Raw genomic sequence first — 23,681 nt, forward strand, 5'->3', positions numbered from 1 at the left:
CGCAGGCTCAGAGCCAAGGCCGTGCCTGGGTCATCGCGCGGCCAAGCAGCTTCAGCCGCGCGGCCGAGAGCCGGCCGGCGCGCAGCAGCCGCGCAACCCGCAACACCGTGGCGAGATTGCGCTTGACGCCCATGCTGGCGGGGACGTCGTCGCCCCATGCCCAGATGCCAGACATTTCCAGCGGCACGTAGTGGGTTTCCCGGTCGGCGGTGAAGACATCGCCGTCGGCGTAGTGCTCGAATTCCATGCCGTCCGGATCGAACCAGTAATCGAACAGCTGGCTGCCGAGCACATGGCGGCCAATACCCCACATATGGCGGTGGCCGTTCGCGCGCAGCACGTTGTGGCCCTGGCCGAGCGCATCGAGGTCAAGCACTTCGTATGCGCTGTGCTCGTATTTCTCTTCGATGCCGCCGGCGAGCACGAAGGCGTGATGGTCCGCGGGCGTGCTGCCGAGGTCCAGGCGGAAGAAGCAGAGATTGGGCGACCCGTCCTCCAGATACTGGACATCGGTCGGGATCAGGCCGAGATGACGCATATACCAGCGCGCCATGCCGGGAAAGTCGACGGTCTGGAGCACGACGTGGCCAAGCTTGACCACGGCCGCGGGCTCCAGCGGCGGCCGGACCGTAGCGTTCACCCGACGAAGCTGTCCTGGGTCATTGGTGAGCGAATGCAGCGGGTCTCGCAACGGCAGCGGGTCCACCGGCTGCTGGCCGGTCACCAGCCACAGCAAGTTCCCGGCGGGATCAGTCAGTTCGACGCCGGCGCCGCCGCCCGGAATCTCGTCGGCCGACAGGCGGCGCGCGTTCGCGTTGGCCTCGAGGTGGTCCAGGTCTGCCTCGCTGCGCACCGAAAAGGCCGCGCCGACATAACGCGAGCGCTGGCCTTGCGTCGCAAGCATCAGGCACGGCTGGGGGCCGGCGCCGCGCATCAACAGCCGGCTGCCCGTACGCGACACGCAGCGCATGCCGAAATCCGTTAGGAAGGTCTCCGTCGCACGCAGGTCGCGCTTCTCGAACATCAGGAAGGCAAGCGCCTGGGCCTTGACCAGGGCTTCGGGCCGGTCGAGCTTCTGGACGAAGGCGGGCAGCGCGCTTTCGGGGAAAGCCGGCGGCGTGCGCAGCACGCTGCGGGGCGGGCGGGGCATGGTGTCTCCTAAATGGCCGGGCACCGCCATAGGTCGGGCATCCGATGTTATGACGACATTATCGTCATCATGAGGTTTTAGTCAATCTCAAAAAGGCGTTTGCCCCGTATTCGCTTCCGACGTGTGCTTCATTCGGCGTGATTCCCGCGGTATGGCTCGCCCGAGGCACCTGGAATCCGTTTGCCTGTCGCCTGCCTGGGTGCGCCAGGCGACGGTGATCTTGAACGCCGCCTGGTTCACCGAAGCTGGCTACTTGGCCGGCAACCCGCTCGCGCTGGCCCGCCGCGGCGAGCGCTCACGAAGGCGCGCATCACGCGCTACCTTAGCCATGACTTGTGGACGAGCGTGAAAGACGTAGTCGAGGCAATGCCAAACGCGACCGTGCGTGAGCGCTTGCACGCGGCACGCTGCACTTGATTCTGAAGATGCGTTTGACATGGCCGCGCAGCGCGTGCGTGGCGCGTGCCGGAATGGGAGCCGCAAGCCGCGGTGCTGGCCAGCGCCTCGGCGCACTGGCTGCGCCACACCACTGGCTCGTACATGACGGACCAGCCGGTCTGTCGTTTGCCATCTGAGATTAGAGTCGAAGTCCTTAGTCCTCAATGACTTAGGAAAACTCTTGCCACCTAGACTGGCATGGCGTTCGCCACAAGATTCGAGAGTTTTTTGATCGTTTGTCAAACGGTTTCATAGCTATCACAGCTGCGCGGGCTAGCCCCCCTATCGACGGGGGGCACAAGGCTCTGGCCGACGCTGTTCCCACCAACCCGTGGGGTACAGGAACTAAGACGGACTGCCGTATTGTTGGTGTGCTGGCGGGACAGGTAGCTCGTTCATACTATGCTTCCGCAGTACGGCATGATCAGTTGCATCCAAATAACCAGGGGGGGTCGACGTGAAACCGAAGTTTGCAGCATTGATTCTAGGAACCACTTTTTCCATGGCACATGCGGGAACGCCGGTGTACGGGGTCTCGAAAGACTTGGGCGAGGCCTTGGAGAAAAGCGTATCAGCAGTAGAAAAGGCTGCTCAGGCCCACGGCACGTGTGTGTCTACTTATCCTTCGCTGGACACCTGCAAGGAGGCCAAAGGCTACTGGCAATGCACGGCAATACGGGCCAATCACAAAGGCAGTTGCGCTAACAAGCCATCGGATCTCGACAACGTCATCAAGGCTGCCAAGGGGCTGTCCGGACCTGCCGCTAAACTTGGCCTGTGAGTGAAGTGATGAAGCCACTGTTCAGAAAGTTTCTGCTCACCGTCTCTATTGGTCTTCTCATTGGTTCGGGTGCGGCGCTGGCAGGCACAAAGATTTACGGCTCTGGCCCCGATCTACCGAGCGCGATGGAAGCAGCGCAGAAAGCTGTGGAAGACGCAGCCAGAAAGACTGGGCGTTGCGTGTCGCGATATCCTACGGTTGAAACGTGCACACAAGTGAAGGACGGCATATGGCGGTGCGAGGGTGTTCGCGCTAACCACAAGGGCAGTTGCAAGTAGAGATCGGATTGGGGCCGGCAGCCCCATCTATGCGGGCCACTTCTTTGCTCTGCGCGACCGAAGAGGTTCGACTGACCGGGCCGGCTTGCGCCGGCCCGGTCTTTGTCAGGTGCTGAGCACAGCAGTCAGCTTGTGGCCGGTTGGTCCACTGGCGGTCAGGGGACCATCACCGGAAAGAGCGCTGACACCGCCCCTTGCTCTCGAACAAGTCTAATTTACCTGCGCTTGCCGACGTGCTGAAAAAGGAGCCCGGTCGGCGATGCCGCCCGCACTTTCTCTTCAGCTCTGATTTCAGTGAAACGGCTCTTGATGTCCTTCAAGTTTGGCAGGCCGATTTGACCAAGCATCGCGCCGACTACCCCATAAACGGGATTATCGGTAATTGTTGCAGCGGCGATGCCGAGAGCGCCCACGGCGAGACAAGCTGGAACGTCCAGCCCGAACAATTTCAGTTTCTTGTTTCGCGCTTCCAAGAGATCGGTTTGATGCTTCGCAAACGCCCTTTCAAGGTTGCTGACGACTTGATCGGCGGTGCGGAAGTAATTATTCGGGTTGGCCTTGATTAGCTCGGAAACACCGCTTCCCAGTAACGAACGCACTTCATCCATCAAGCCATTTTTTCGGATTTCGAGAACAGCCTGGACGGGAACGTTTCCGAGCCACGACAGGTTATTGTCACGTTCGTGGGCTAACGCATGTACCACGTGCATGCTCCGCGCTTGTTCCTTCCCTGGGGCTTTTTCCTGCGCCCCCTGATAGTCGAGAAGCCACGTGTAATACTTCCAAGACGTTGAGGCGTTGATGAGCGGTGTGCCACCGAAGTAGATCGCGTTTTGCTGTGCACCCATGGCTTGCGCCATCCGACCGACGCAGCTTTGCAGAACGTGATGCCCGACAACCCCTCTATCCATTCCCGGGAGCAGCGCAGTTTGTTCCGCAACGGCGTGGTCAAGTTGCTCCCGCGCTGTTTGCCCCCAGTCAGTGTCGAATACCAGCCGATCCTGGCCCTTGAGTTCCGCGATGACATGATCGATGGTCTGCAGTCTCCCGCAAAATTCCTGGAGATGCTCGACCGACTCAAATTGACGGTGGAATAGATATTCTGCATGTTTCAGGGCCGATGGCGTTGCCCGAGTTACTATAATCTGTCGGTCATCGATATGTATATCGTCACGATTGGGGAGCACCAAGGCTACAGGTGGATCAAGTTCAGCCGTTGCGATCTCTCGATAGGTCATCGCTGTCAGCATATGTTTGACCAGCGCGGTCGCAATCTCGCGATCCGATGCTATCCCCACAATCGGGGCTATTCGCATGATCGGACAAGGAAGAATTATCGTATCTATGTAGAGGCCCGCTGTAGACACCGTGTTCTCCCAGTGCGCTGGAAAAAGGTCGCCGGAGAAAGCCGCCTTCAGTTGCGTCCCATCCTGCAAGTGGAAGGACGCGGGATCGAATACGCTTCCCCAAAATTCCCGCAAAGCGTCCACGAATCCCGGGAGGCTTTCGGTAAGGCCTTTTACGAAGTCGCTGTCCTCGCTTATCGCGTGCGCGACTTGGGCAGGGTCAACCTTTTCTGCCTGCATCTGATCAAACAGCCAGCCAAATTCCTTGAAGAGGAAATCAAAATAGATTTCTTGGATCTGAGCAAGGCTGACGCTGCTCTTGGCATCATCTCGATACTGCATCGCGCGAATAGCCAACGTTGTCGCACGCACGTGCCCGTCCACCGTCTCTGGATCGACCTTGCCATCCGGACGCAGGCGGATAGCCCGCATACTCCTTGTGAAGCCTTCCACAAGATGTTCAGCAACATGCATCTTGCCGCGTTCAATTCGCTCCTGCAGAAGAAATACGCGATCAGTCAGGTCTTGGACTTCTTCTTCTGTGTAGACGCGTTTTTGCATGTTTCCCCCGGGAGTTCATCGGCGCGAGCGAGCATAATACTTCGTGACGTGTCGTGGGATCTTGAACGCGCGGCCGGTGTGGCACGAAAACATCCTTTTCAAGGCTCGCCTAAACATTGTTCTGGGGGTCGGAGAGCGCCGCCCCTATTGGTCGAGATCGCTGTTCGTGGGGCTCGGCTCAAACGCACCTATGGGGCCACACCAGTCAGAAACAACGAGAGGGTTCCAGCGTGAGTGTCTAAGTCCTTGATTCCTAAAACTTCCGCCTCTGGCGGAACTGGCTGAGGAACCAGAATTCCCTGGACTGCGTTTCCCTAAAAATCAATGACTTAACAGCTAATTCCGGCCGCCGCTCGGCTGTCTTAGAACCGGAATTAGCTGGACTGTCATGACGAGAAGCGCGATTTGGGTGGACTGGGCGCAGGCGCTTTCGTCCACGCTCCGCGCACACCACAAGTGGCGAAAATTCTAGGCGACATGCCTAGGAGCGCGACTCGACTTCTCCAAGCCAGCCAGAAAGATACTGTTTGATCTCGTAGGCGAATCCTTTCGACTGGCCATAACTTGCTCGCACCATGTACATGTTCACGTTCTCAATATCTTTGGGAAGCAAAGCAACAAGTTTCTCTCTGATTTTGTGTTCTTCTTCAAGACTACGCATGCGACCGGCCTCCCGCATCGCTCGGGTTTCTTCGTATAACGTCGTTAAGAGGTTCTCGTAGCCCGAGTAGAACAGCCATTCCGCTCCCGTATAGGTGTGCTGACCCATTATTTGTCCGGCATTTTGGATAATCTCGTCTCTGTGTGCTATCTCTCGAATCGCGTCGCGGGCGTTCTCTGGAGTGCCGAATAGGGTGAAATTTCCCTCGTCGTAGTACCACGCCCACGTGCGCGCGATATACCCTTCACCATTCGGATGACGAGTAATTGCAGAGCCAGGATGTTCCTTCGCCCACCCCTGCGCATCAACTGCCGTTTCGAAAAGGAGTGTGATTTTCTTCTTCGTGATGCCGTCCTGGCGCCGCCATGAACGGATCATTGAATCGATGAAGCCGTCCTGCATCCCCGCTTCCCCGAACGTGCGCTCCCAGTCGCCCATGCAGTCCACCTATTCGTCTTGGTTTTCAGTGATTGCCTAACCTTTTGGTGATGATAGCAAGTTTAATATAAAGCGGGGTCCTGACAAGGCCAGGTAGCGGCGGTGATCTCCCCCAGAGGCAATGTCCGAATTAGCCTAGATGCCGTTAATGACGATCTAGTTGCCTGAATGACGCGGAGGGATCGTTCTGATTCCCACACCCCGCAAATCGACGAAGAGCCAAAAAAAAAGCTCGCGAAGGTCGCGGGCCGGATGGGTAGTCGAGGGGTCAGTCACGACATGGCAAGACTTTGCATGAATGTCTGAGATATTTCTGCCCCTCTGTTGCGGGGGTTAAGTCACCCCCCCCGAAGGGGGGCGCACAGGTAGCGCGGAGCCGTGCGGAAATCTGCAGCGAGCCGGAAGGAAGCGGAATCGATGGGCCAAAAACGTGGTTGGGTCGTGCGCGATGGCAACCGCGCTGAGGTGGGCTTCTGATATCCGAACCAAGGGATTCTGATATCAGAATGCAGCACCGCAAATCACTTACGCTCTAGCCAGGCAATGCGCCAAGGTCATTGCTCGCGGCGACATTCCGCGGCAGATTGTGACACTGCTGTCATCCGTTGCCGAGTCCCATTAACACGATTAATAGGTGGTGCAATTCACTTGATTGCCAAATTTGTTGCAGGTTGTTTGCGTGGGAGCGCGGTAGGCCGGAACTTGCACCGGTTGTATGTAGACTGGCTGAGGTCGAGGTACCGAGGCCATGCCGGCTGCAAAGGCTGCTGCCGCGGCCTGGTCCCTTGCGGCCTGCGCGGCTTCAGCCTGGGACCACTCTTGCTGCTCTCTGGACCGCGCTTGCTGCATAAGAGAGGGCAAGTTTGTCTCATAGTCCTGCGCAATCTTATCTAGCCGCTCAGCCGCCTGTCCAAAAGTAAGGCGACTCATTGCTAAATCACGATACAACGCAAGGGTCTGCCGTGACGAATCAAGGAAGGCAGTTGAGACTTCCTTAGGTGCGCAATCCATCCACCAGCCGGTAGAATCGGAAAGGATTTTCGCTCGAAGGTCGCGATACTGCATCAGTTCGTTTGACTCAGCCGAAAGGGGCGTCTCCTTGCTGTTGAGCATTTCATAGGTGACTTTCTTCCCGCCAAGTGGCAATTTATCCGCGATGCTCTTGCCGGTAAGGAAGGTGGCAATGGCTTCCTGGTTCTTGGCCGCCATCACAGACTGGCGCTGTTTGCAGCTTTCTGCCTTTTCTTTTGCATTCGCTTCCATCTGGGCTGCGCGCATGGCGGCGCAACCCGATAAAAGCGCGACCATCGCAGCCGCGACGCTGACTCGTACCCGCATGATTCCCCTCTTTGTCTTGTCGTTCTAGCGGTCGACATCATACTCTCGACACGTGAGCCGGCGAGCAGCGTTTGGGAGCGGCAGTGTCGTATCGGCCAGCACGCTGTCGCGCCCCAAAACATCGCCGGCCTTGGCAGCAAGGCCACAGGCCGGGTAAGCGGCAGCGCGCAGCGCCGGCAACCGCTACGGCGCCATTCTCCCTTAGGCCCGTGACTGCTTCCAGATTTCCCAGTCAGTCAGCTGTAGCAAAGTAAGCCAGCTCTCGCGCTCATGCGAAGAGAGAGCCGGCTGCCACTCGCTTCTGCCTCTAGGGCCTGCGATCTCGAGCGGTGGACGGTTGAGCTGGAACCGAGCCTGACGTTTGATTGCATCGACCTCCTGTTGCTGCGCCGGGGTCAGGGCTTGAGCAGATGGGTGCATTTTCGCATCCAAAAGTTAGTGGACCACCATGTTAAGCACTGTTGCCGGCTAATCCTGCCCGGGTTTTCCTAGCCGATGCGACGCCCCGTGCACTGGGCGATCTTCCGGCCCATTGCCGGGCATCAGGGGGGAAGGCACCAAAAGGTGTAACGTAAGTCTTTGATTTAAAACAAGTCCCAATCCGGCGTGACTGGCAATGCTCTAGAATGAGATGGCAAACGACACCATCACTGTCGTTTGCCACCACAACGTAGAGTCGAGGTGCTTTTGCTTCAACGACTTACCAAGACTCTTGCCATCTCTCCCAGCAGCCGTTTGCCGCAAGACCCCAGAGTCCTCCTATTGTTTGTCTACTCATCCTAGAGTGCTCGAAGCCGGCATGACCCGCACCCCACCGATTGGGGGTGCACAGTGAGCGCGCATCCGTGCGGAAATCCGCTAAGAGCAAAATGCCAAGCGGCGTCTTGGAGAAAACAAAAATGGGTGAAGCCAGACGGCGTGGTAGTCGCGAACAGCGTGTGGGTGCGGCGGTATCGTCGCAGCCCACGCCTGAATCCATAAGAGCCAGCATGGGCTTCCCAGAGTCGTGCACGTTCGTGGGATATGTCGTGCACCTGCCCGACAGCGATGAATTCCTGGCCGGCGCAAGCGAACCAGAGTCTGGCGCCTTCCTTTACAAGTACGCGGCCACCCCTGACTTGGCCAAGATCTATCCGGATTTTCGAACTGCGCTCAAGATTGCTGACGGGATCCGGAAACATCGAACGGTCGTCGCCTACCTCTTTGACCACGGCACCCAGTGGCTGGTTGGCTTTCAGGGCCGCGAGCCTGACTGGCAAATAGCTTGACCCCGATGGCAACAGGCGCACGACGCGCCCAGCGCCGGCCCGGGCAGCAATATGGTAATGGGATGGCAGTTGAATATTAGGTTCTGAAGTAGGCTAGCTATTATCACCGCCGCACAAATCGGGCAAACTCTTCGAACTCGATGGGTAATTTGCCGTGGAGGAAAAATCGGCCAATCTTCTCGTAGGTCTCACGCTGGCGGTCCAGGCTGCGAACGAACTGCTTCGCACTTGCCCTCAGCCGCTTCAGATTTTCTGCAGTCCGCGGACTGCCACAGGCCAAGGCGGCTGAGATGAGTTTCTCAACACGTTCGTTCGCTCCCTTGCCCATGCATGCCCTCCGCATGTACTTTCCGAATGTGATACAGAAGAACTTCTCGGCCTGGAATTGCTTAAATTCCTCATCAACCTCGCGCATCGCCTCATCGAGATTCCGCTCGTCGAAAAGTCTCTGATAAAAGCGGCACATCGTATCATCGATGTAACCCGCGCTCACAGTCCGATTGCTTCCTATTAGAAAGTAAAACGGGCACGGGTTGTGAATCGTTATAGGAGTGATGGCGTAGAGCCCAAAGCACGACGCCAATACGACCCCCAGATTGTTGCCGGTTATGGTATTGATGCGCAGGCACCACTGGGCGAGAATCTCCCAGCTGAGAAACTGCTGCGAATCGGCTATTTGTAGTCCTTCTACCTGACTTCCATGAGCCTCGATATGAATTACCGGCTTTAGCCCGCGCTGGCATGAATTCAGAATCTCCTGCAGGACGCCCTCTGCTTCCGATAGCGCGGCGACCTTCACGTAGTGGCAGTACCGAGAGCCGTCTGACAACTGAAGACTGGAGAGATCGTCGTTCAACCGTCGTGCAGTCTGAAGGTCGGAATCACCGAGCGCGTCAATGATGAACACGGCGTTGTTCTGAAAGCGTGACTCGAAGGTTAGATCCTCTGCACTGGCCATGGGATGCCTTGCTTGTTATATAAGTAAATTGCCAGATTAACATGGCGCGCAGCAAACTCTCGGGAAGGCGCTTGCTTCAGAAACTGTACGACTACGCCAGCGATGAACGGGCAGTTGCGCTAGCAACCCATCGGATCTCGACAACTTCATCAAGGATGCCAAGGGGCTGTCCGGGCCTGCCGCTCAAATGGGTCTGGGAGCGAAGTGATGAAGCCACCCGCCGGCACTCTTGCGCTCGCCTTGTCCCTTTTCCTCTTAGCAAGTCCTGCCGAGGTACTGGCAGGCAAGACGATCTACGGCTCTGGCCCCGATCTAGCAAGCGCGATGGAAACAGCGCAGAAGGCTGTGGAAGACTCAGCCAGAAAGGCTGGGCGTTGCGTGTCGCGATATCCCAAAGTTGAAACGTGCAAACAAATCAAGGACGGCGTATGGCGCTGCGAGGGTGTTCGCGCTAACCACAAGGGCAGTTGCAAATAGAGAGATCGGATGGGACCGGCAGCACATCTTTGCGGGCCGCTGGGAGCGGGCTTCTTTGCTCTGCGCGCCTGAAGACGTTCGACTGACCGGGCCGGCTTGCGCCGGCCCGGTCTTTGTCAGGTCACGATGATCCAGAACAAGCAGCAGAGAGCCCGAAGACACGCCGCCACGTCCACCTTCACATCCACCGTCACAGTTACTTTCTTCATGATTTGGCAATCAGGAGAAAGCCTGTGGCCACAGGCAGTTAGCCTGGAGAACTTATATCCCGCCCTTGCATGGCGGCTGCGCTAGCTTGTCTAGAATGGCGTCGCGCACCCACCTCCGCTTGGCCCCATAGAGTCGTCCACGGGGATGCCACATCGGCAGGCCAGCTGGTGCCCTTAAGGGTGGTGAACGGGCACCGCCACGATCACTCCGTACAAGCACTTCACCTTGAGCGGCTTCGCGTGGCCGCAACCAGGCTTCGCGGGCCTGGCGCTGTCAATATACCAGAGGAAGCTCCCATCCCTCCGGGCGATCCGTCTCTCTCACCAAGGAAGCGCGTCACTATTTGTTTGCCGTCAATCTCCAATCCCCTACCCGCGGGCAGGCGTGGCGCCCCCCCGACAGCGCTCCCCCTAACCATCGTTTCGCTTGCCGCGGTTGGTCGCCTGCACCGGTCAGCCAGATCGCTAAGAACCTGAAAGGAAACAACTTGTGCTCTGAGCAGAATGGCAAAGCTCTGGTCTGAGGAACCATAATTCGCTGGACTGCGTTTCCCGGAAAATCAATGACTTAACATCTAATTCCGTTGCCGCTTCGCGGTCTTGGAATCGGAAATTGCTGGACTGCCATGACGAGAAGCGCGAATTAGCCGGACTGCAGTGCGAGCACCGTTGTTGCGCACTTCTCGTGGCAAGGCTCATCACCCGGTTGCTCGGGGGGCTCTTGCCGCGCTTTGACTGGCGACGGCGGGCGCTCCTTTGGCTGTCAGGCTCTTCGACGCGTCCGAAATAGCCGCCGTAAGGTTAGCGCTCGCCTTGCAGGCGGGCAACTGCGTCGCATCGACGGTTCTGCACCCTTCGGGCAAAGCAATGTTGCATGTAACCTTCGTCTTCGGGGTGATGCAAGCGTCAGTGGGCGCAGAAGTAGCGCTCTGAGTAAAAGCGACCATTGGAAGCGCTAGGGCCAACACAAACTTCAGCAGTCGCATAATTCCCTCCGCGGCCTTTCATCAGATTGCCGGAAGATTCAATGACTGCCATATCCTAGATTTTTATTCGCAGAAATCAAGTTTGCAAAAAGTGACGAAGGTTGGCTCACCCACATATGAACGGGCGGCCACCGGGATTGATGCGGGGCTGGCCAGGGAAGCCGGCCCCAATGAAGCGACGCTTTCCGCTATTCCGATCGAGGACCCTTCCATCCATCGTATCGGAGCTGAAACATATTCGTCGATATAGGCGAAATCCAAATAACCATCAAAGGCGGTTTTCTACCCAAATACAGTAGCTTAGAAGCGCTGGTGCGTTCTTTGCTAGCCTACTGTACGCGTAAATTATGCGTCTCCTACTCAACCTGGAGAACACCCCTATGTCCGGTACCCGAGATTTTTTTGATCGAAAGTACCACGCTATCGCAGAGACACTCCGTTCTCTCGAGGTATTAGGGACTTCCATCCGGTCGGTCGTAGTGCTGCTGGTTGCACACCTTTATGCAACCGCGGCGGTCGGCGGCCCGTCGGCCGGATCGTTAGCCGACCCCAGTATCTATCAGCACCACCCGGATTCCGTTCTGGCGCTCGGGCGTGGATTCACTCCAAACGACATCACGGTACCAAAGATTCCCTGCCTATTAGATCCCGTGGAAGTGAGACTGGACCCGGGGGCGCGTAAAACTGAGTACCGCATGTTCCTTGCGGAGAGTGATTACGCGATTGACCAGGCCATGTCATTTGAGTCGAAGGTATCGGCGACAAGTCTCGGTGGCCCCTCCGGATCGGCGTCGTTAGGGTTCAGTCAAACAAGCAAATTCGATGGCAGTCATCGACGCGTTGTCATATGGTTGTACTCCGATTACGGCCGAGCTGGATTGAAGGCGCCAGTCAAGTTGACCGATGAAGCCAGAGCACTATTGCCAGACCCGGTCGCCTTTGAGAAATCTTGCGGTACTCGAGTGGTGTTGCAGGATACGCGCATGTCCTGGATCGCGGTTTTGGTTGAGGTCGACACGGCTTCAAGTCTTTTGAACAGTGACTTTCACGGTTCGGCCAGTGGCGGCACGGGAAACGCTTCACCCCTTAACGCCAGCGCGGAAGCATCCTTCCGGCAAGTCGCCAACATCAGCAATAAGCAGGGGCGACTGCAGATGAATATCACTTCGAGCGGTGGGTCCGGCCATGCCGGACTCAGCGATGTGATAAAGGCGGCCAAGGCATCCCCGGACGTCATCACTCAACTTTTAGATGGCATCGCCCAGTACAACGGAACCTTTGGCGTGACAACTGCGGTGCCGGTTCGGTATTCCGTCGCGAATTTCAAGGACACATTTGCGCCTGCCGGCTCTGAAGTCCCGCCATGGGCGGATGAAAGTGAACAGGCGCTGCGGAATATTGCACAGCGGTATCGCGCGAACATGGAGATACTCGGATATGCTGAGCAATATCGTGATGATCGAACGAACAGCCCATTTAATGGCGTCATTGGCGGATTTGATGACAAAAAATTTCTTGGGGACTTAATAGACGAGGTGAAGCGGGAACAATCTGCCCTGAAGCAGGCTTGGACGTTTTGCAAGATTGGTCAGCCTCAGGGATACTTGCTCATCGGACCAGGCCAAAAAAAGGAGATTCCGCCATGCAATATTCCGGCGCGGAGTAGTGGCTTCCTTGACGCGTTCGACGTATCCAAATTCGCACGCCCTTCAGTAGACTATTCAATTGCTTACCGGGATAAAGACGGCAACATTAAAACGCTGTCAGACCCCGCGGTACGAAGTGTCCTGAAAGCACAACCAGATAAGCGGCTCACCGTGGCAACTGGGTTGGAGCCCGCCGTTGGCACAGCGCTCGGAATTTCCAGCTCTGTCGACGGCGCTTTTATGACGAGCAAAGCCTATTATTTTATCGACCAAGAAGGCAAAGAAGAGCAAATTTCTCAAGAAGGCTATGCCAGAACTATAGGCATGTGGTGGGAGTATGGCAGTTCGGCGGGGATGGAAACCAAGCTGCTGGATTATTTGCAAAAGCTCCGTCCCACGGGTGATGGCGTTGTCTATACCAAAGTCAATACTCGATTCAACACAACCTTCAGCATTCCCTTATTCAAGGTGTCGTGGGGAGGAGGGAAAATCGTCCCTGAATACATTCTCACGTACGACAAATAGGGAGGGAGTCAAGATGAAACACTTCTGCATTGCGCTCAGTGCCGCGGCAGCACTGTTCACGACGCCGGCGGTTGCCGCCTTCGAATGTGGAGGCCCGCTGGTCACGTCGGATCGTGACGGCCTTGCAGCCTTGTTCACACCGGCTTACTCCCCGAAATTGACGCACACGGGCGGTGCGATCACGGACGACAACTTCTCTCGCCAGTTGACCCAGGCGGAGATGCAGCGGCTCCAGACGGCCGTGCCGACGCTCGCAACGTCGGCCACGCTATCCGCCTCCAGCGCAAAGGCGTTGAAGGACATACTGAACCAGCGCGCGCAGGACCAAGTTCCCGGGTGGCTCACGACCGGGGTGGGGGCCTTTGTTCCTCAACCGTGGGTCGGGATTGGTGCCGACGTGGCTGTTCAGCTGATCAACGGCGTCGGCGACGCCGGGCGGCTGACGTTGGCGAACGTTGCCGGAACTGTCTCCCCGGGCGGGCTGGTCACCGTGCATGAAATCGTGGCCCCCGGTAAGAATGGCAATCCTGAATTCGTCTGGCATATCGCGTACACCGCCACGCTCAACGGCAAGCCCACCGTCGCATTGCTCAGCTCCTGCAAAGCCGATGTTGTGCAGGTGTCGGCGTCCCGTGCCGACGGCCCTAGTCGCAATATGCTGGCGCACGATCAGCGTCTGTTGAAATTAGACGGGGTCGTGTTGTCCGCCCCCGGGCCTGCTATTTCCGTGAAGGCCTAATTTCTTGATGCCTCAAGATTGCCGGTACGTCAGAACCGAGGCCGCATCCACGCCGACATGCCCCTTCATACCAAAATGCCATTCACCTTTCTTGGTCTGGTGCATCTCCGGGTCGCGGCTCTTCTCCTTGTTCTTAGTCGACGGCGGCGCCTCGATGATGGTGGCATGACTGCGCAGCGCGCACCATAAGGGATTCTCGATCTTGGTTTTGTGCTGCACCCGGCCGCGCCACTGCTTTTCACCGTCCAGCGCCTCTGGCCCTCTTGAAGAGGTCCGAGAGCTTACGTGCGAACGATCGCATCGGATGATGATGATGTGACATGCATCAGCGTTATGCAAGCGGCCGCTAATTGATGCGAGGCCGGCGCCCGAATGTCAGGCCCATGCCTGAGGCGAACGACGGTTCATCCGACAACGGTCCTCCCTGGCCGCGCTGAACGTCAGGGCTGGAGCGGCCCGGGCCGGTTCCTTATCGCTCCCGCGCCGGCAGCCGCCATGGCGGAATGCCGTGGTCGAAACTTTCGAACCACTCCCGGATTGCGTCGGCCACAGCGCTTGGATCGCAAGTGGCCGCATCGGGAATGCATGCCCGAATGAGACCTTCGACGTCAAAGGGTCCTTCCGCCCGCACGCGCCAGGCATCGCGGTTACGGGCGAGGATAGAGAGGTGTCGGTTGCGGATCGGTATGTAACGCATGGGGCCGACAGGGGATGCAGTCCCGTAATTGACGGCCGCCTTGCCAAATTTCTTGAGCCATACCCAGTGACCAGAAGGGTGAACCGACCGTCAGGTCCGGGGCTCAGTGTCGGCGGGAATTGCAGTCCAGCTAATTCCGGATTTCCAGTCCAGCAAACTGGTCTGTAGTCCGGTTAATTCCGGTTTCCTACACTAGGATGAAATGGCAAACGACAACCGGTGTCGTTTGCCACAACGAGCTAGAGTCAAAGTCCTTTTGCGTGAATACCTTACGATGACTCTTGCCATCTCAGAATGGCAGCCGTTCGCCACGAAGTTCGAGAGTTCGTCCATTGCTTGCCAAATAGTTCCAGAGTTCTTGAAGTCCCCGTGACCGGTAGCCTACCGATGGGGAACAGGAAGAGCGCCGTCGTGCGGAAATCCGCGAACTGGAAAACGCAGGGGGTATGTATCTTTGCCCCTATACCCGACAATGGGCCAAGTCGGCACGGCCGGTCATAACGACAAAAAGCTAGGAGATATCAGTGGAATTCAGCTACACGAGAGTCTACGTCTTGATGGCTGTCGTCATGGTGGCGGGCGGCGCGTTCCTCGTCGCTCTCGATCTGCCATGGTGGGGTACAGCAGGAGGACTTGTGGTGCTGTTCGGTTGGTGCATGAACTCTGCTGCGACCGGCGATGCCGTTGCGAGGTTGCTCAAAAAGTAAGTGATACACCGCCTTGGCCGGGCCACTGGTAAGCTGATGTATCACGTCCCGGAATGCCACATGGCGAACCCCAAGTTGGCAGGAAAACGCCCCACGGGGTAGAAAGGAGCCTTAATGACCTTCCAATCTGAAGTGCCGCTGTACCCGCGCACACCGGCCGAGATCGCCGCCGAGTGTGCGGCCGACGCGCTGCAGGCGCCCAGCCTGTCCTATGCGCAGGTGACGGCAGCCACCGAGCAACAGATCGCGATATACCAGAAGCTGGCGCAGCGGGAGCCGAACCCGGCCACGCGGCTGCTGTATTACCACTCGGCCCATGGCGCGCTCAGCCTGTGGGGTCGGCTCGTCCACCGAGGACCCCAAACGGCGGCTGACAGCGAGCGGCTGCAGGCGCTGATCGACGCGCTTGCGCCCTGAAGGCCGGGCGGCGCGAAGCCCGGTTTCGGCAGGAAGCGCGCTATCCCAATAAAGGCTAGAAAACGCCCCTTGCGATGGCGAAAATGAGCAAATCGTCCCCGCGCTTGAGGGCCTAGTAGGTATCATGTCGCAGACGCCTCCTGTCCCGGACGCCGGCCGGTGGCCCGGCCCACTTTAGGTCTCAAAACATGCAATACAAGATCATCCGCGCAACGAATACCGATATAAAAAACGCCGAGCTCGAGCTGACCCAGGAAGTCAACGCTCATTTGGAGAAAGGCTGGGAGCTGGTGGGTGGCGTTTCCGTCAATCTCTTAGTTGATGCAGGGAGAACGATCTGCGTTTTCTGCCAAGCGCTGACCAAGTAATACGCGCTCCTCAGGAGCGGAAGCCGCCTCTAGAGGCGGCTTTTCTGCCACCATCTTCCTTGCCGATAACTGATACTTATCGGCATGGCGTTTGTCCGCTGCCAGTCGAGACACGGCGTCCACGGGGACCCCGTGTCTACAGCTTGACGCCGGTTCGCTCCTCGATCTGCTTTTTTACGAAGCCCTTTGCAAGATCGACTAGAAGCTGGACCGTGAAGCCTCCTGCCGCCATCGCTCCCAACTTGGTCTTTGCCCAAATTGCATTGTCACGAACGGAGTCGGCGAAATCGTGGCCGGCCCAGCTCAGGCGCTCGAAACCATAGCCGTCCATAGATCCGGCGCCTGCGTCTTCAACCAAGCCGGCCTCATAGATCAGGCGCATGTGGTAGTCGACCTGGTCAACCGTGTACTGATCGAATTTCAGCTCGTTGTCGTCCGGCTTGATGATGAAGATATCGCCGCGTTTCATCGGCAGGCCTTCAAGCCTCAGCACCAGATCGCGCACCAGGTCCATGTCCCGTTTCATGCAGGTTTCCCTCTAAAGACCGTCCCCCATCTGGCGCTGCCATGCCCTTTGGGGATCGGGGTAAATACTGTACAAGCATACAGTGAAACTGAGCTTGCCCCCGAAAAACGAATCCCTTGCTTGAGTTTAAACGCTCAGCAAGGGATTCGTTTTTCGGGGGCAAGCTCAAATAGATTCTCTGCCTCGTTCTCTACGCCTGGCGTTGCTGCGCAGCTCCGCCCGCGGCAGGTCTTTGCATCGAAATCAGAGGCATACCGTCAGGCACCTACCGAATCAGCTCAACGCAAGGCGCAGTAGCAACGTACACCCACTTGAGGCCGCTCCCAGGTCCGTATCGGGCCTTGCCGACGGCGTTTGAACTCCAATGCCCACTTGGCGAAACCGGCTTGCAGCATTCAGGGCACTCTGGTAACAAAGGTCGTACCACGTCGAATAGCCAATGAGTAGAACTCGAGATCCGCATACGAAGGTAACTGCGCGACTCCCGGCTGCTGCGCCGCGAGCACCCTTACGCCCGGCCCCCCGATTCCTGGCGAATGGTACGTATGCATGTCGTTATCCTGTTGCGACATGCCGTGGGCGGCCTCATGGAACAGGGCGCCAGCCACTTCAAGATCGTTGAAGCACCGTTCCCAATACACTTCGCATTGAGACGGCACACCCGGGGCGATGGCGCTCCTCCCGAGAGCGTTCGGTTTCGGGGGACTTACGTTTCGCGGGAGCAGGCTTTTTTCTGGTTTCGAGACTAGAAACACGACCGCATCGCCTGGTGTGAAATTTGGCGCGACCGAGAGCTGCGCAGTGATTCTATCGGCGATAGGGTTAGAGACGAGTGGAGCCATGAATGCGAGGTTGAGCACGCTGATGGATCCGAGGACGGTTTGGATTTGATTGCCGGTCAAGTGGGAGGGGCCGATGCGATCGACGACCCAAAGGGTATGCTGGATGCCCTGTTGCGCTGAGGCAGAGGGAGGCAATGCCGACAACGAGGCCGCGGCAGCCGCCATCCTCCAAAGAAATTCTCGCCTGGAATGGTTCCTATCCATGTGTGTCTCTCCCTAATGCGACACCCGCACAACTATCCTCGCCGTGCTCCGTTGCGGCTGCCTTCGCGCTAAGGCGTCCCTTATCTCGTCGGATCTCTCTGGGGCGGCACAACGGGAATGTCCCTATGACGCGTGACGTCCTCGTTCCGTCTGATTGATGGATCTCTCTGGGGCGGCACAACGCGCATGTCCCGATGACGCGTGACGTCCTCGTTCCTTCTGATCAATGGTTCTCTCTGGGTCGGCAGTTTGATGCCAACTTCAAAGTCCTGCTGGATCTCGGAGAGCCTACGGGGAGGCGGCTTCTTGCCCAAGTGACGAACAACCTTGGGCCAAGTCGCACGGCATACCCCGGCAGCGGTTTCTAGCGGGTGCACAGCATCGAGGGCGCGCTCACAAGCGAGCCAGTGCGCGGTATCGCGGAAAGTGAACTTGCCACCGCAGCTGTCATCTAGCGGATTGCCCGGCGCAGGCACCTGAATCCTCAGGTCTCGCGCGCATTCCTTCTTGAAGTCCTCGATCTCCTTGGCTACAAACGACGATCGGCTCGAAAGCCCCTGGCAAGCTTCCTTTCCGGCATAGGTAATTGAGTTGGTTATCGAGCCGGCGAAGGTGCGCGCGTACTTTGCGGCCGCTTCGTCCAGTCCCCTTGCGACTTGGCCGACGTGCATGTTAAACATCTTCCGCTGAGGGTTGCACAGACCGTCGAAGCGATTTGAGAAGTAGCATCTGTCGTAGTATTCGCGGCACTCGTGGTTGATGGTGGCGGTCATCGCATCTAGACCACGAGGATTGGTCATCATCAATTTGGCGCCTCGGTGATAGCAACGCGCGTAGGTCTCTGCGTAGTAGACCGCGGGGCTATCGCAGGAATTGGACTTACCCGACGCCAACTCCCGTCCGCGCTGGGTCGCGTCCCAAAGTGTCCAAGGGATGTTGAGCGGCCGCTCGATCAAGCGCTCAGCCAACTCAGCCACGTCACTCCCGGCCTTCGCCACGCCCTTGATGATCTTGCCAGCGGTGCCGCACATGGTCTCGCGCATGTCGTCTGGCATCGGCAGAGCGCAAGCCACCTCTATATGCATGACCAGGTAAAACTCGACCACAGCCTCAGTGGCAGCGCGATGATCAGTATGCTTCACAGCCTTTACTACTCGCGCAAAGAGATCAGCGCGATGCTGGATGATGTCATCGGCGATGGGACCTATGAGCGGCTGAAAAGCCGGCGTGAGAATGATGTTCAGGACAATCTTCGCAGCCACCTTGTACACCTCGACGCCGCCATAGTAGCTGACCGATATCCAGTCGTCGTCGCGAATGCCGTTTGCAACTTGAATGATGTTGCGGATGGTGGCGGTCTGGCCATCACCGAGGTTGGTTCGGTTGTCCGCCTTAAGCTTGTCAACGAGCTCGAGTGCCAGGCGGTACTTGGCGCCCGAGGGCACTTGCGTGACACACCGTCCGAAGTCCGGACGCGTCGCCAAGCAGCTCGCCATCGCCTTCGTGACACCGCGCGCCTCTACCGGAAGTCGATCTAGCATCGCCTCCGCAGTACATGCATCGACAGTCTTGCCCCCGAGCATGCACGCTACCAGCGGTTGCGCTTCAGGCGGCATGCGCTTGACGACCTCACCTCGAGCGCATACGTCCAGCCCAAGTTTTTTTCCGTCCAGGCTTTTGCCAACACATCGCACGACGGTTTTGACGATGTCCTTCTCGGTGTCGTTGAGTGTGACGCCGACGCTGCTTCCAGCGATCGCAAACGCGTCCACTGCGGTGTCGACTGCGTCGCCGGCACGCGCAGCGGTCACACAACAAACACTGAGCGCCAATGCAATAGCAGCCCGTAAGAAGGCACTGCCAGTCTCGCGTGAAGATGTGACAAGGCAATCAATGACACGGCTCCAGGTTGACTGGCTGAGATCGCCACCGCACTCAGTGGCATAGCTGTTCGATTCAGCGCGCCTGCATACCCCTACACCGCATCGATCGTACTTCATCATGTGGCACCCACATTCGATAATCGACCCTTATCGGCATGGCGTTTATGCGCCCTGCACAGGTAGCGGCGTTGGTCGTTCTTAGCGTGACGGTGCCACGAGTTGACAAAAGGGTTATAGGCGATCAAATCCGCGGCTGCTATGCCTTGCCGCCAAGAATCAAGGTTAGGCTCCCCCTCGTCCTGGTCGGCACCGCCTTCTATCCAATTGGTGTCCCTCGACTCGCAGCTTCGCTTTACGCTTCCTCCGCACGATCGGTCTCTCTTTCGCATCTCCGCTCCGCCTTCGTTCGCTGTGATCAACTTGCGGTGGGTCTTGCTCCCATAAGAGTGCGCCCATGCTGGGGTGCACATCAACCCGTTTCGCCCAGCCAGGCAGGACCGTGCGCTGGGGATCCGGCACGTTCCCTTCAAGTATCGCCCGGACATTGTCCCGCGGCCACGAGGGCGCTCGGCAGTTTGCGAAGAACTGCGGTTGCATCGCAGGGCAATTTTCCTTTGCGAAGGCAGGCAACGTTAGCAGTGCCCAACGTACAGTCGACGTCTTATTGTGAATACCGATATCCCACCCTGTACCTCTATTTTCAGATTCGTGATTGAATGGTTGCTCAAGGCCTCAACGTCAATCCATTCCTTAGATACCCCGAATGCATGGCTCAATCTTCCTTTGCGATGCCCAACTCCTTCAACGTTTCCTTGTCAGGCTTCCCCGTCTGCTGAAGATTCATGTCCTTCTGGAATTTCATAACAGCGCTTCGGGTTCTTTTCCCCATGATTCCGTCGATCTGACCAGTATCGTAGCCCTTCTCCGATAGAGTTTTTTGCATTGCTTCAACGTCGGGGGAGCGAGCAATGCCGCATGGGTTGGTGCAGGTTGAATCGAGGCTTCCCAGAGCGCTCTTGAAGCACCTTCCCTGCTGTGACCTGTAACACCTCTGACTGAATGCAGACTCGGACACAAGCGTGAATCCAATGACGAGCAGCATGCCAAGTACAGTTTTACTTACCATTTGTGCCTCCTCGATTTCGAACACATGCCATGGCTGGTGTCACTTTTACTGCAGACTAGAGGATCGCTCAACATCTTGCCAAAATTCTGCAAAAGCAAGCTCTTAAAGTGTCCAAAGAGGAAAGTGGAGATCCATGGGTTCTGTAAGCGCAACCAGCGCCTGCGCGCCTCAGCAGGGACGACCAACGTAAACTAATGCAAATTGCGACAGCCAGGCACCGAGGCAAGTTTGGAACATGCAGTTGCCAATGCACCCGACCTAATTTGGAGCGGAACTTTTTAGGGGAATTTCCAGGAGTGGGTAATCCGTGCGGCCAGCCTCCACTGGCTTGGTCTAAGCTTTTCGAACCAAGGAGTTTAAGAGGAGATGATGATGCCCGTTCGTTGCGCAACCCATCTAGCAGTGATCTTGATTACCGCCATCTCAATTTTTACGCCCGCATCCGCCCAGCAAGTGCAAGGATTGAAAGAGTTGGAACATTGCCTTCGACTCTTTGGCGGGGCGACCGTACCCAATGGCGCGGCATTTTCCGTTAAGAACATTTGTGACGAATGCATAAAGTTCGATCCGAAGGTGAAGCATTCGATCGGAGGAATTACCCATATGTCGAACGCCATGGCAATGGGTCAGCCACTCCACAATGCCAGCCTACAACCAAACGCTCAGATGCGGCTTTCGTATGGCAGAAATTTAGGGGACGTCGGTACGTACACGCCAATCCTGACTGACGTACGCACTGCAAATAGGCTAAACACAACAGTCGACTGCTTACGGGGATATGCCCGGGACGGCGTAGGCCACTGACTGTCCTAGTCGGCCATAAAGCCTCCCCCCAAACGGGGGAGGCGATGTAGGCGGACGTTGCCTAAGCTTTTCGTACCGGGCGAAAGGGGACGGCGATGACATTGCAATACGTTGCACTTTCTATGCTCGTCTTTTTCTGTTGCTCCGAAACCGCCATGGCCGAGCAGCGGTCCCGTCAGCTGCCAGAGGCTGTCGGAGCCGTGGTCGCACAAGGCAGGGGTGCCTGTAACAGAGACACCGCCGCAGGAAGTTTTCGGAATTCTTGCTACGATTGCATCGACGACCAACAGCGCACAGTGCATTGGTACCTGTACTGCAAGTGCAACCGGCCGGGGAAGTCATCGAACGGTACCTCCATCATGACATCGCCGCTGGTGTGTCCTGAATGCAAGTTCCGGAACGATGAGGGCACCTTAAAGTGTGACGTCTATTGACAGAATGAAGCCGCCCTTCGGGCGGCTTTTTCGTCGGTAACGTCCTTGCCGATAACTAACACTTGTCGGCATGGCGTTTGTCTGTCGGGCGAGGCGGCGCACTATGATCAGTCGATGCCGAGCGCTCCGCAATAGGTAGGGAACGTACGAGGGAACGTCTGCATCGGATTCGTGAGCAACACCCAGCCGGCCTCGCCGCCTGACTCGTCTGCGGTCGGCCCGGCCAGCGGCGACTAGTAAGACCGGATTGGTTGGGGGCGCGTCGTAGCGCAGCCTCCCGGCAAGGGTGCCGAAGTCTGACGCACGCCTGGCGTGTAACTACCTGATTCCTAAAGCATCTGCCTCTGGCGTGAATGGCAAAGCTCTGGGATGAAATGGCAAACGACACGGTCGACCTGCGCTTTGTGCGGGACAACTTTTGACATAGCTGTCGACGACGAGCGGCTACCTGCACAGCGAGGAGGAAGCGCGTCATGAAGCCCCCAGGGGGCGCCACCGGATCAGTCAGAAAAAAAGCGGACCCGGAGATGCGGCAATTCAGCCGCGCCGGAGAACACCATGGCACAGCAACCTCAATCAGGACAAGGCCAGCAACAACAAGGCGGACAAGGACGCCCGTAATGCCAAGGTCCTGACGAAGGGGGCTTGGCAAGGTGAGTGCGAGGCCAGGGCATGGTGTTCTATCGGGAACGGGCGTCTGGCTTCAGCGGACATTGGCTACCGGGACGCCACTTTGGCCATCGCATCAGCGATGATCTTGCCGATCGCCTCATCGGCGTTGGCGGAGATTGCGCCGATCTGGCCGATTTCCTTGCCTGTGGTGCAGGGCCGCTTCAGCTTGCGCAGCGCCTCGACGACCGCGCTCACGGCTAGGCCCATGCCGCGCTTCAGATCGATCGGATTCAGGCCCGCCACCACTTCCTTCATGCCCTCTGAACCATCGCCTGGGCCAGCACGGTGGCGGTCGTGGTGCCGGGGTGCGGAAAACGAATCTGCTCCCAGGGCACGACTGGCTCGGGCGGTGCCGCCGTGACCAGAGTGCGCGCCCGTTCGGTGAGCTTCGGGTGGGCCGCGAAGAAGGCCTCCACCCGGCGCGCGCTGCCAGTGCCCAGGCCGGCAATGGCGGCCCACCAGCGCCGCCGGCGCGGCACCCGCACCGTCAGGTCGGCCAGCGTGCCGATGCCGTGGGCATGCAGCGCGGTGACCGCGCGGGCGGGCAGCCACCAGACGATCGGATCGCTGATCTGCGGTTCGGGGATGATGGCAGCATGCGCAACGTTTCCAGCGCGCGGGTGACCGCCTTGGCGTGGCTGGCCCGACCTGCCGCGTCACAGCTGAACAGTGCAGCAAGATCCTCACGCCGGCGCTGCCGCGCGAACTCGGCAGGCTGACGGCGAATCGCTCCCAACACGCCGCGCGCAGACCTGCCCGCCCCAAGCGCCTCCGGGCAATACCGCTCGACGGCCTGGCGCGACCACGCGCCGGCGTACCAGGCGCGCAGGGCGGCCAGCGGGGCGGTGTCGGGAAAGTCATCCGTGATCAAGGAATTCCACATGGGATGCACAGCAAGTGATGAGAAGTTGGCTCGCCACCCGGACCCAGCGCAATTCCGCCGGATACCAGTTTGCTCAAGAAACGCCGCTATATCGCTAACAGGGGCTATCGGTATGGCTCGCCTTTGCGACCGCTGCGTCGACCCGATGCATCGGGGAAGGCGGTCGGTTCTGGCCCTTTCCACGCGTGGCACACCGGTACCAGCTGGCGACCGTCAAGGACAGCACGCAACCCTTGAAATCGTCCTGCCCAGATACTATTTTATTTTCGCTCAGGCAGTCGCGACGATTCGCGCTGCGTGTTTCTGTTTGTTTGCCAGC

The 23,681-nt window shown here is 57.9% G+C and carries 15 protein-coding genes and 3 pseudogenes; 8 read left to right on the forward strand and 10 right to left on the reverse strand.

The genetic code is table 11. The features are described 5' to 3' along the window. Positions 1–7: 7 nt before the first annotated feature. Positions 8–1,150: a VOC family protein gene (locus E0W60_RS31165; RefSeq protein WP_135706729.1), complete on the reverse strand. Its 1,143-nt coding sequence runs from the start codon at positions 1,148–1,150 to the stop codon at positions 8–10. A 184-nt stretch (positions 1,151–1,334) separates the two neighbouring features. Here E0W60_RS31165 and E0W60_RS38435 point away from each other — a divergent pair. Further along, positions 1,335–1,561: pseudogene (locus tag E0W60_RS38435) on the forward strand (tyrosine-type recombinase/integrase); the annotation flags it as partial. Between the two features lie 484 nt (positions 1,562–2,045). Beyond that, positions 2,046–2,369: a hypothetical protein gene (locus E0W60_RS31175; RefSeq protein ID WP_135706730.1), complete on the forward strand. Its 324-nt coding sequence runs from the start codon at positions 2,046–2,048 to the stop codon at positions 2,367–2,369. A 493-nt stretch (positions 2,370–2,862) separates the two neighbouring features. Here the strand turns inward: E0W60_RS31175 and E0W60_RS31180 are convergent, their stop codons facing one another. The 3 genes from E0W60_RS31180 to E0W60_RS31190 form a co-directional block, all read right to left on the reverse strand. Beyond that, the gene (locus tag E0W60_RS31180; protein WP_135706731.1) at positions 2,863–4,554 is read right to left on the reverse strand and encodes a hypothetical protein; all 1,692 of its coding nucleotides are present in this window, start codon (positions 4,552–4,554) and stop codon (positions 2,863–2,865) included. A 481-nt stretch (positions 4,555–5,035) separates the two neighbouring features. Beyond that, positions 5,036–5,653 carry a hypothetical protein gene (locus tag E0W60_RS31185; protein WP_135706732.1) on the reverse strand — a complete coding sequence of 206 codons (618 nt, stop codon included), beginning with the start codon at positions 5,651–5,653 and terminating at the stop codon, positions 5,036–5,038. Positions 5,654–6,280: 627 nt separating this feature from the next. Continuing rightward, complete coding sequence (locus E0W60_RS31190) at positions 6,281–6,991, reverse strand: hypothetical protein (protein WP_135706733.1); 711 nt, start codon at positions 6,989–6,991, stop codon at positions 6,281–6,283. An 899-nt stretch (positions 6,992–7,890) separates the two neighbouring features. On the opposite strand from E0W60_RS31190, the gene E0W60_RS31195 reads away from it, so the two are divergent. Beyond that, positions 7,891–8,259, forward strand: coding sequence for a hypothetical protein (locus E0W60_RS31195; RefSeq protein WP_135706734.1), 369 nt, complete (start codon positions 7,891–7,893; stop codon positions 8,257–8,259). A 103-nt stretch (positions 8,260–8,362) separates the two neighbouring features. Here the strand turns inward: E0W60_RS31195 and E0W60_RS31200 are convergent, their stop codons facing one another. Continuing rightward, positions 8,363–9,217, reverse strand: a complete 855-nt coding sequence (locus tag E0W60_RS31200) for a hypothetical protein (RefSeq protein WP_135706735.1) — start codon at positions 9,215–9,217, stop codon at positions 8,363–8,365. Between the two features lie 2,052 nt (positions 9,218–11,269). Here E0W60_RS31200 and E0W60_RS31205 point away from each other — a divergent pair. Continuing rightward, on the forward strand, positions 11,270–13,060 hold the full coding sequence (locus tag E0W60_RS31205) for a hypothetical protein (protein ID WP_135706736.1): 1,791 nt from the start codon (positions 11,270–11,272) through the stop codon (positions 13,058–13,060). Between the two features lie 13 nt (positions 13,061–13,073). Continuing rightward, positions 13,074–13,799 carry a hypothetical protein gene (locus tag E0W60_RS31210; protein ID WP_135706737.1) on the forward strand — a complete coding sequence of 242 codons (726 nt, stop codon included), beginning with the start codon at positions 13,074–13,076 and terminating at the stop codon, positions 13,797–13,799. Between the two features lie 24 nt (positions 13,800–13,823). Here the strand turns inward: E0W60_RS31210 and E0W60_RS31215 are convergent. Then, positions 13,824–13,964: pseudogene (locus tag E0W60_RS31215) on the reverse strand (IS5/IS1182 family transposase); the annotation flags it as partial. A gap of 1,056 nt (positions 13,965–15,020) precedes the next feature. Here E0W60_RS31215 and E0W60_RS31225 point away from each other — a divergent pair. The 3 genes from E0W60_RS31225 (at position 15,021) to E0W60_RS31235 (ending at position 15,988) form a co-directional block, all read left to right on the forward strand. Continuing rightward, the gene (locus E0W60_RS31225; protein ID WP_135706739.1) at positions 15,021–15,203 is read left to right on the forward strand and encodes a hypothetical protein; all 183 of its coding nucleotides are present in this window, start codon (positions 15,021–15,023) and stop codon (positions 15,201–15,203) included. 114 nt (positions 15,204–15,317) lie between these two features. After that, a complete protein-coding gene (locus E0W60_RS31230) occupies positions 15,318–15,620 on the forward strand; it encodes a hypothetical protein (protein WP_135706740.1) in 303 nt (100 codons plus the stop codon). A 188-nt stretch (positions 15,621–15,808) separates the two neighbouring features. Beyond that, positions 15,809–15,988 (forward strand): DUF1737 domain-containing protein, encoded by a 180-nt coding sequence (locus tag E0W60_RS31235; protein WP_135706741.1) that lies wholly within the window; start codon positions 15,809–15,811, stop codon positions 15,986–15,988. A 136-nt stretch (positions 15,989–16,124) separates the two neighbouring features. On the opposite strand, the gene E0W60_RS31240 is transcribed toward E0W60_RS31235, so the two are convergent. The 4 genes and pseudogenes from E0W60_RS31240 to E0W60_RS31265 form a co-directional block, all read right to left on the reverse strand. Then, entirely contained in the window at positions 16,125–16,514 is a 390-nt protein-coding gene (locus E0W60_RS31240; protein ID WP_135706742.1) for a DUF2513 domain-containing protein, read from the reverse strand. Positions 16,515–17,640: 1,126 nt separating this feature from the next. Continuing rightward, positions 17,641–19,563, reverse strand: a complete 1,923-nt coding sequence (locus tag E0W60_RS31245) for a hypothetical protein (protein ID WP_135706743.1) — start codon at positions 19,561–19,563, stop codon at positions 17,641–17,643. 652 nt (positions 19,564–20,215) lie between these two features. Then, positions 20,216–20,593: a peptidoglycan-binding domain-containing protein gene (locus E0W60_RS31250; protein ID WP_135706744.1), complete on the reverse strand. Its 378-nt coding sequence runs from the start codon at positions 20,591–20,593 to the stop codon at positions 20,216–20,218. A gap of 1,943 nt (positions 20,594–22,536) precedes the next feature. Continuing rightward, positions 22,537–23,362: pseudogene (locus tag E0W60_RS31265) on the reverse strand (phage integrase family protein); the annotation flags it as partial. Positions 23,363–23,681: the final 319 nt, after the last annotated feature.

The sequence above is a fragment of the Cupriavidus oxalaticus genome (assembly GCF_004768545.1).
Taxonomy (GTDB): domain Bacteria; phylum Pseudomonadota; class Gammaproteobacteria; order Burkholderiales; family Burkholderiaceae; genus Cupriavidus; species Cupriavidus oxalaticus_A.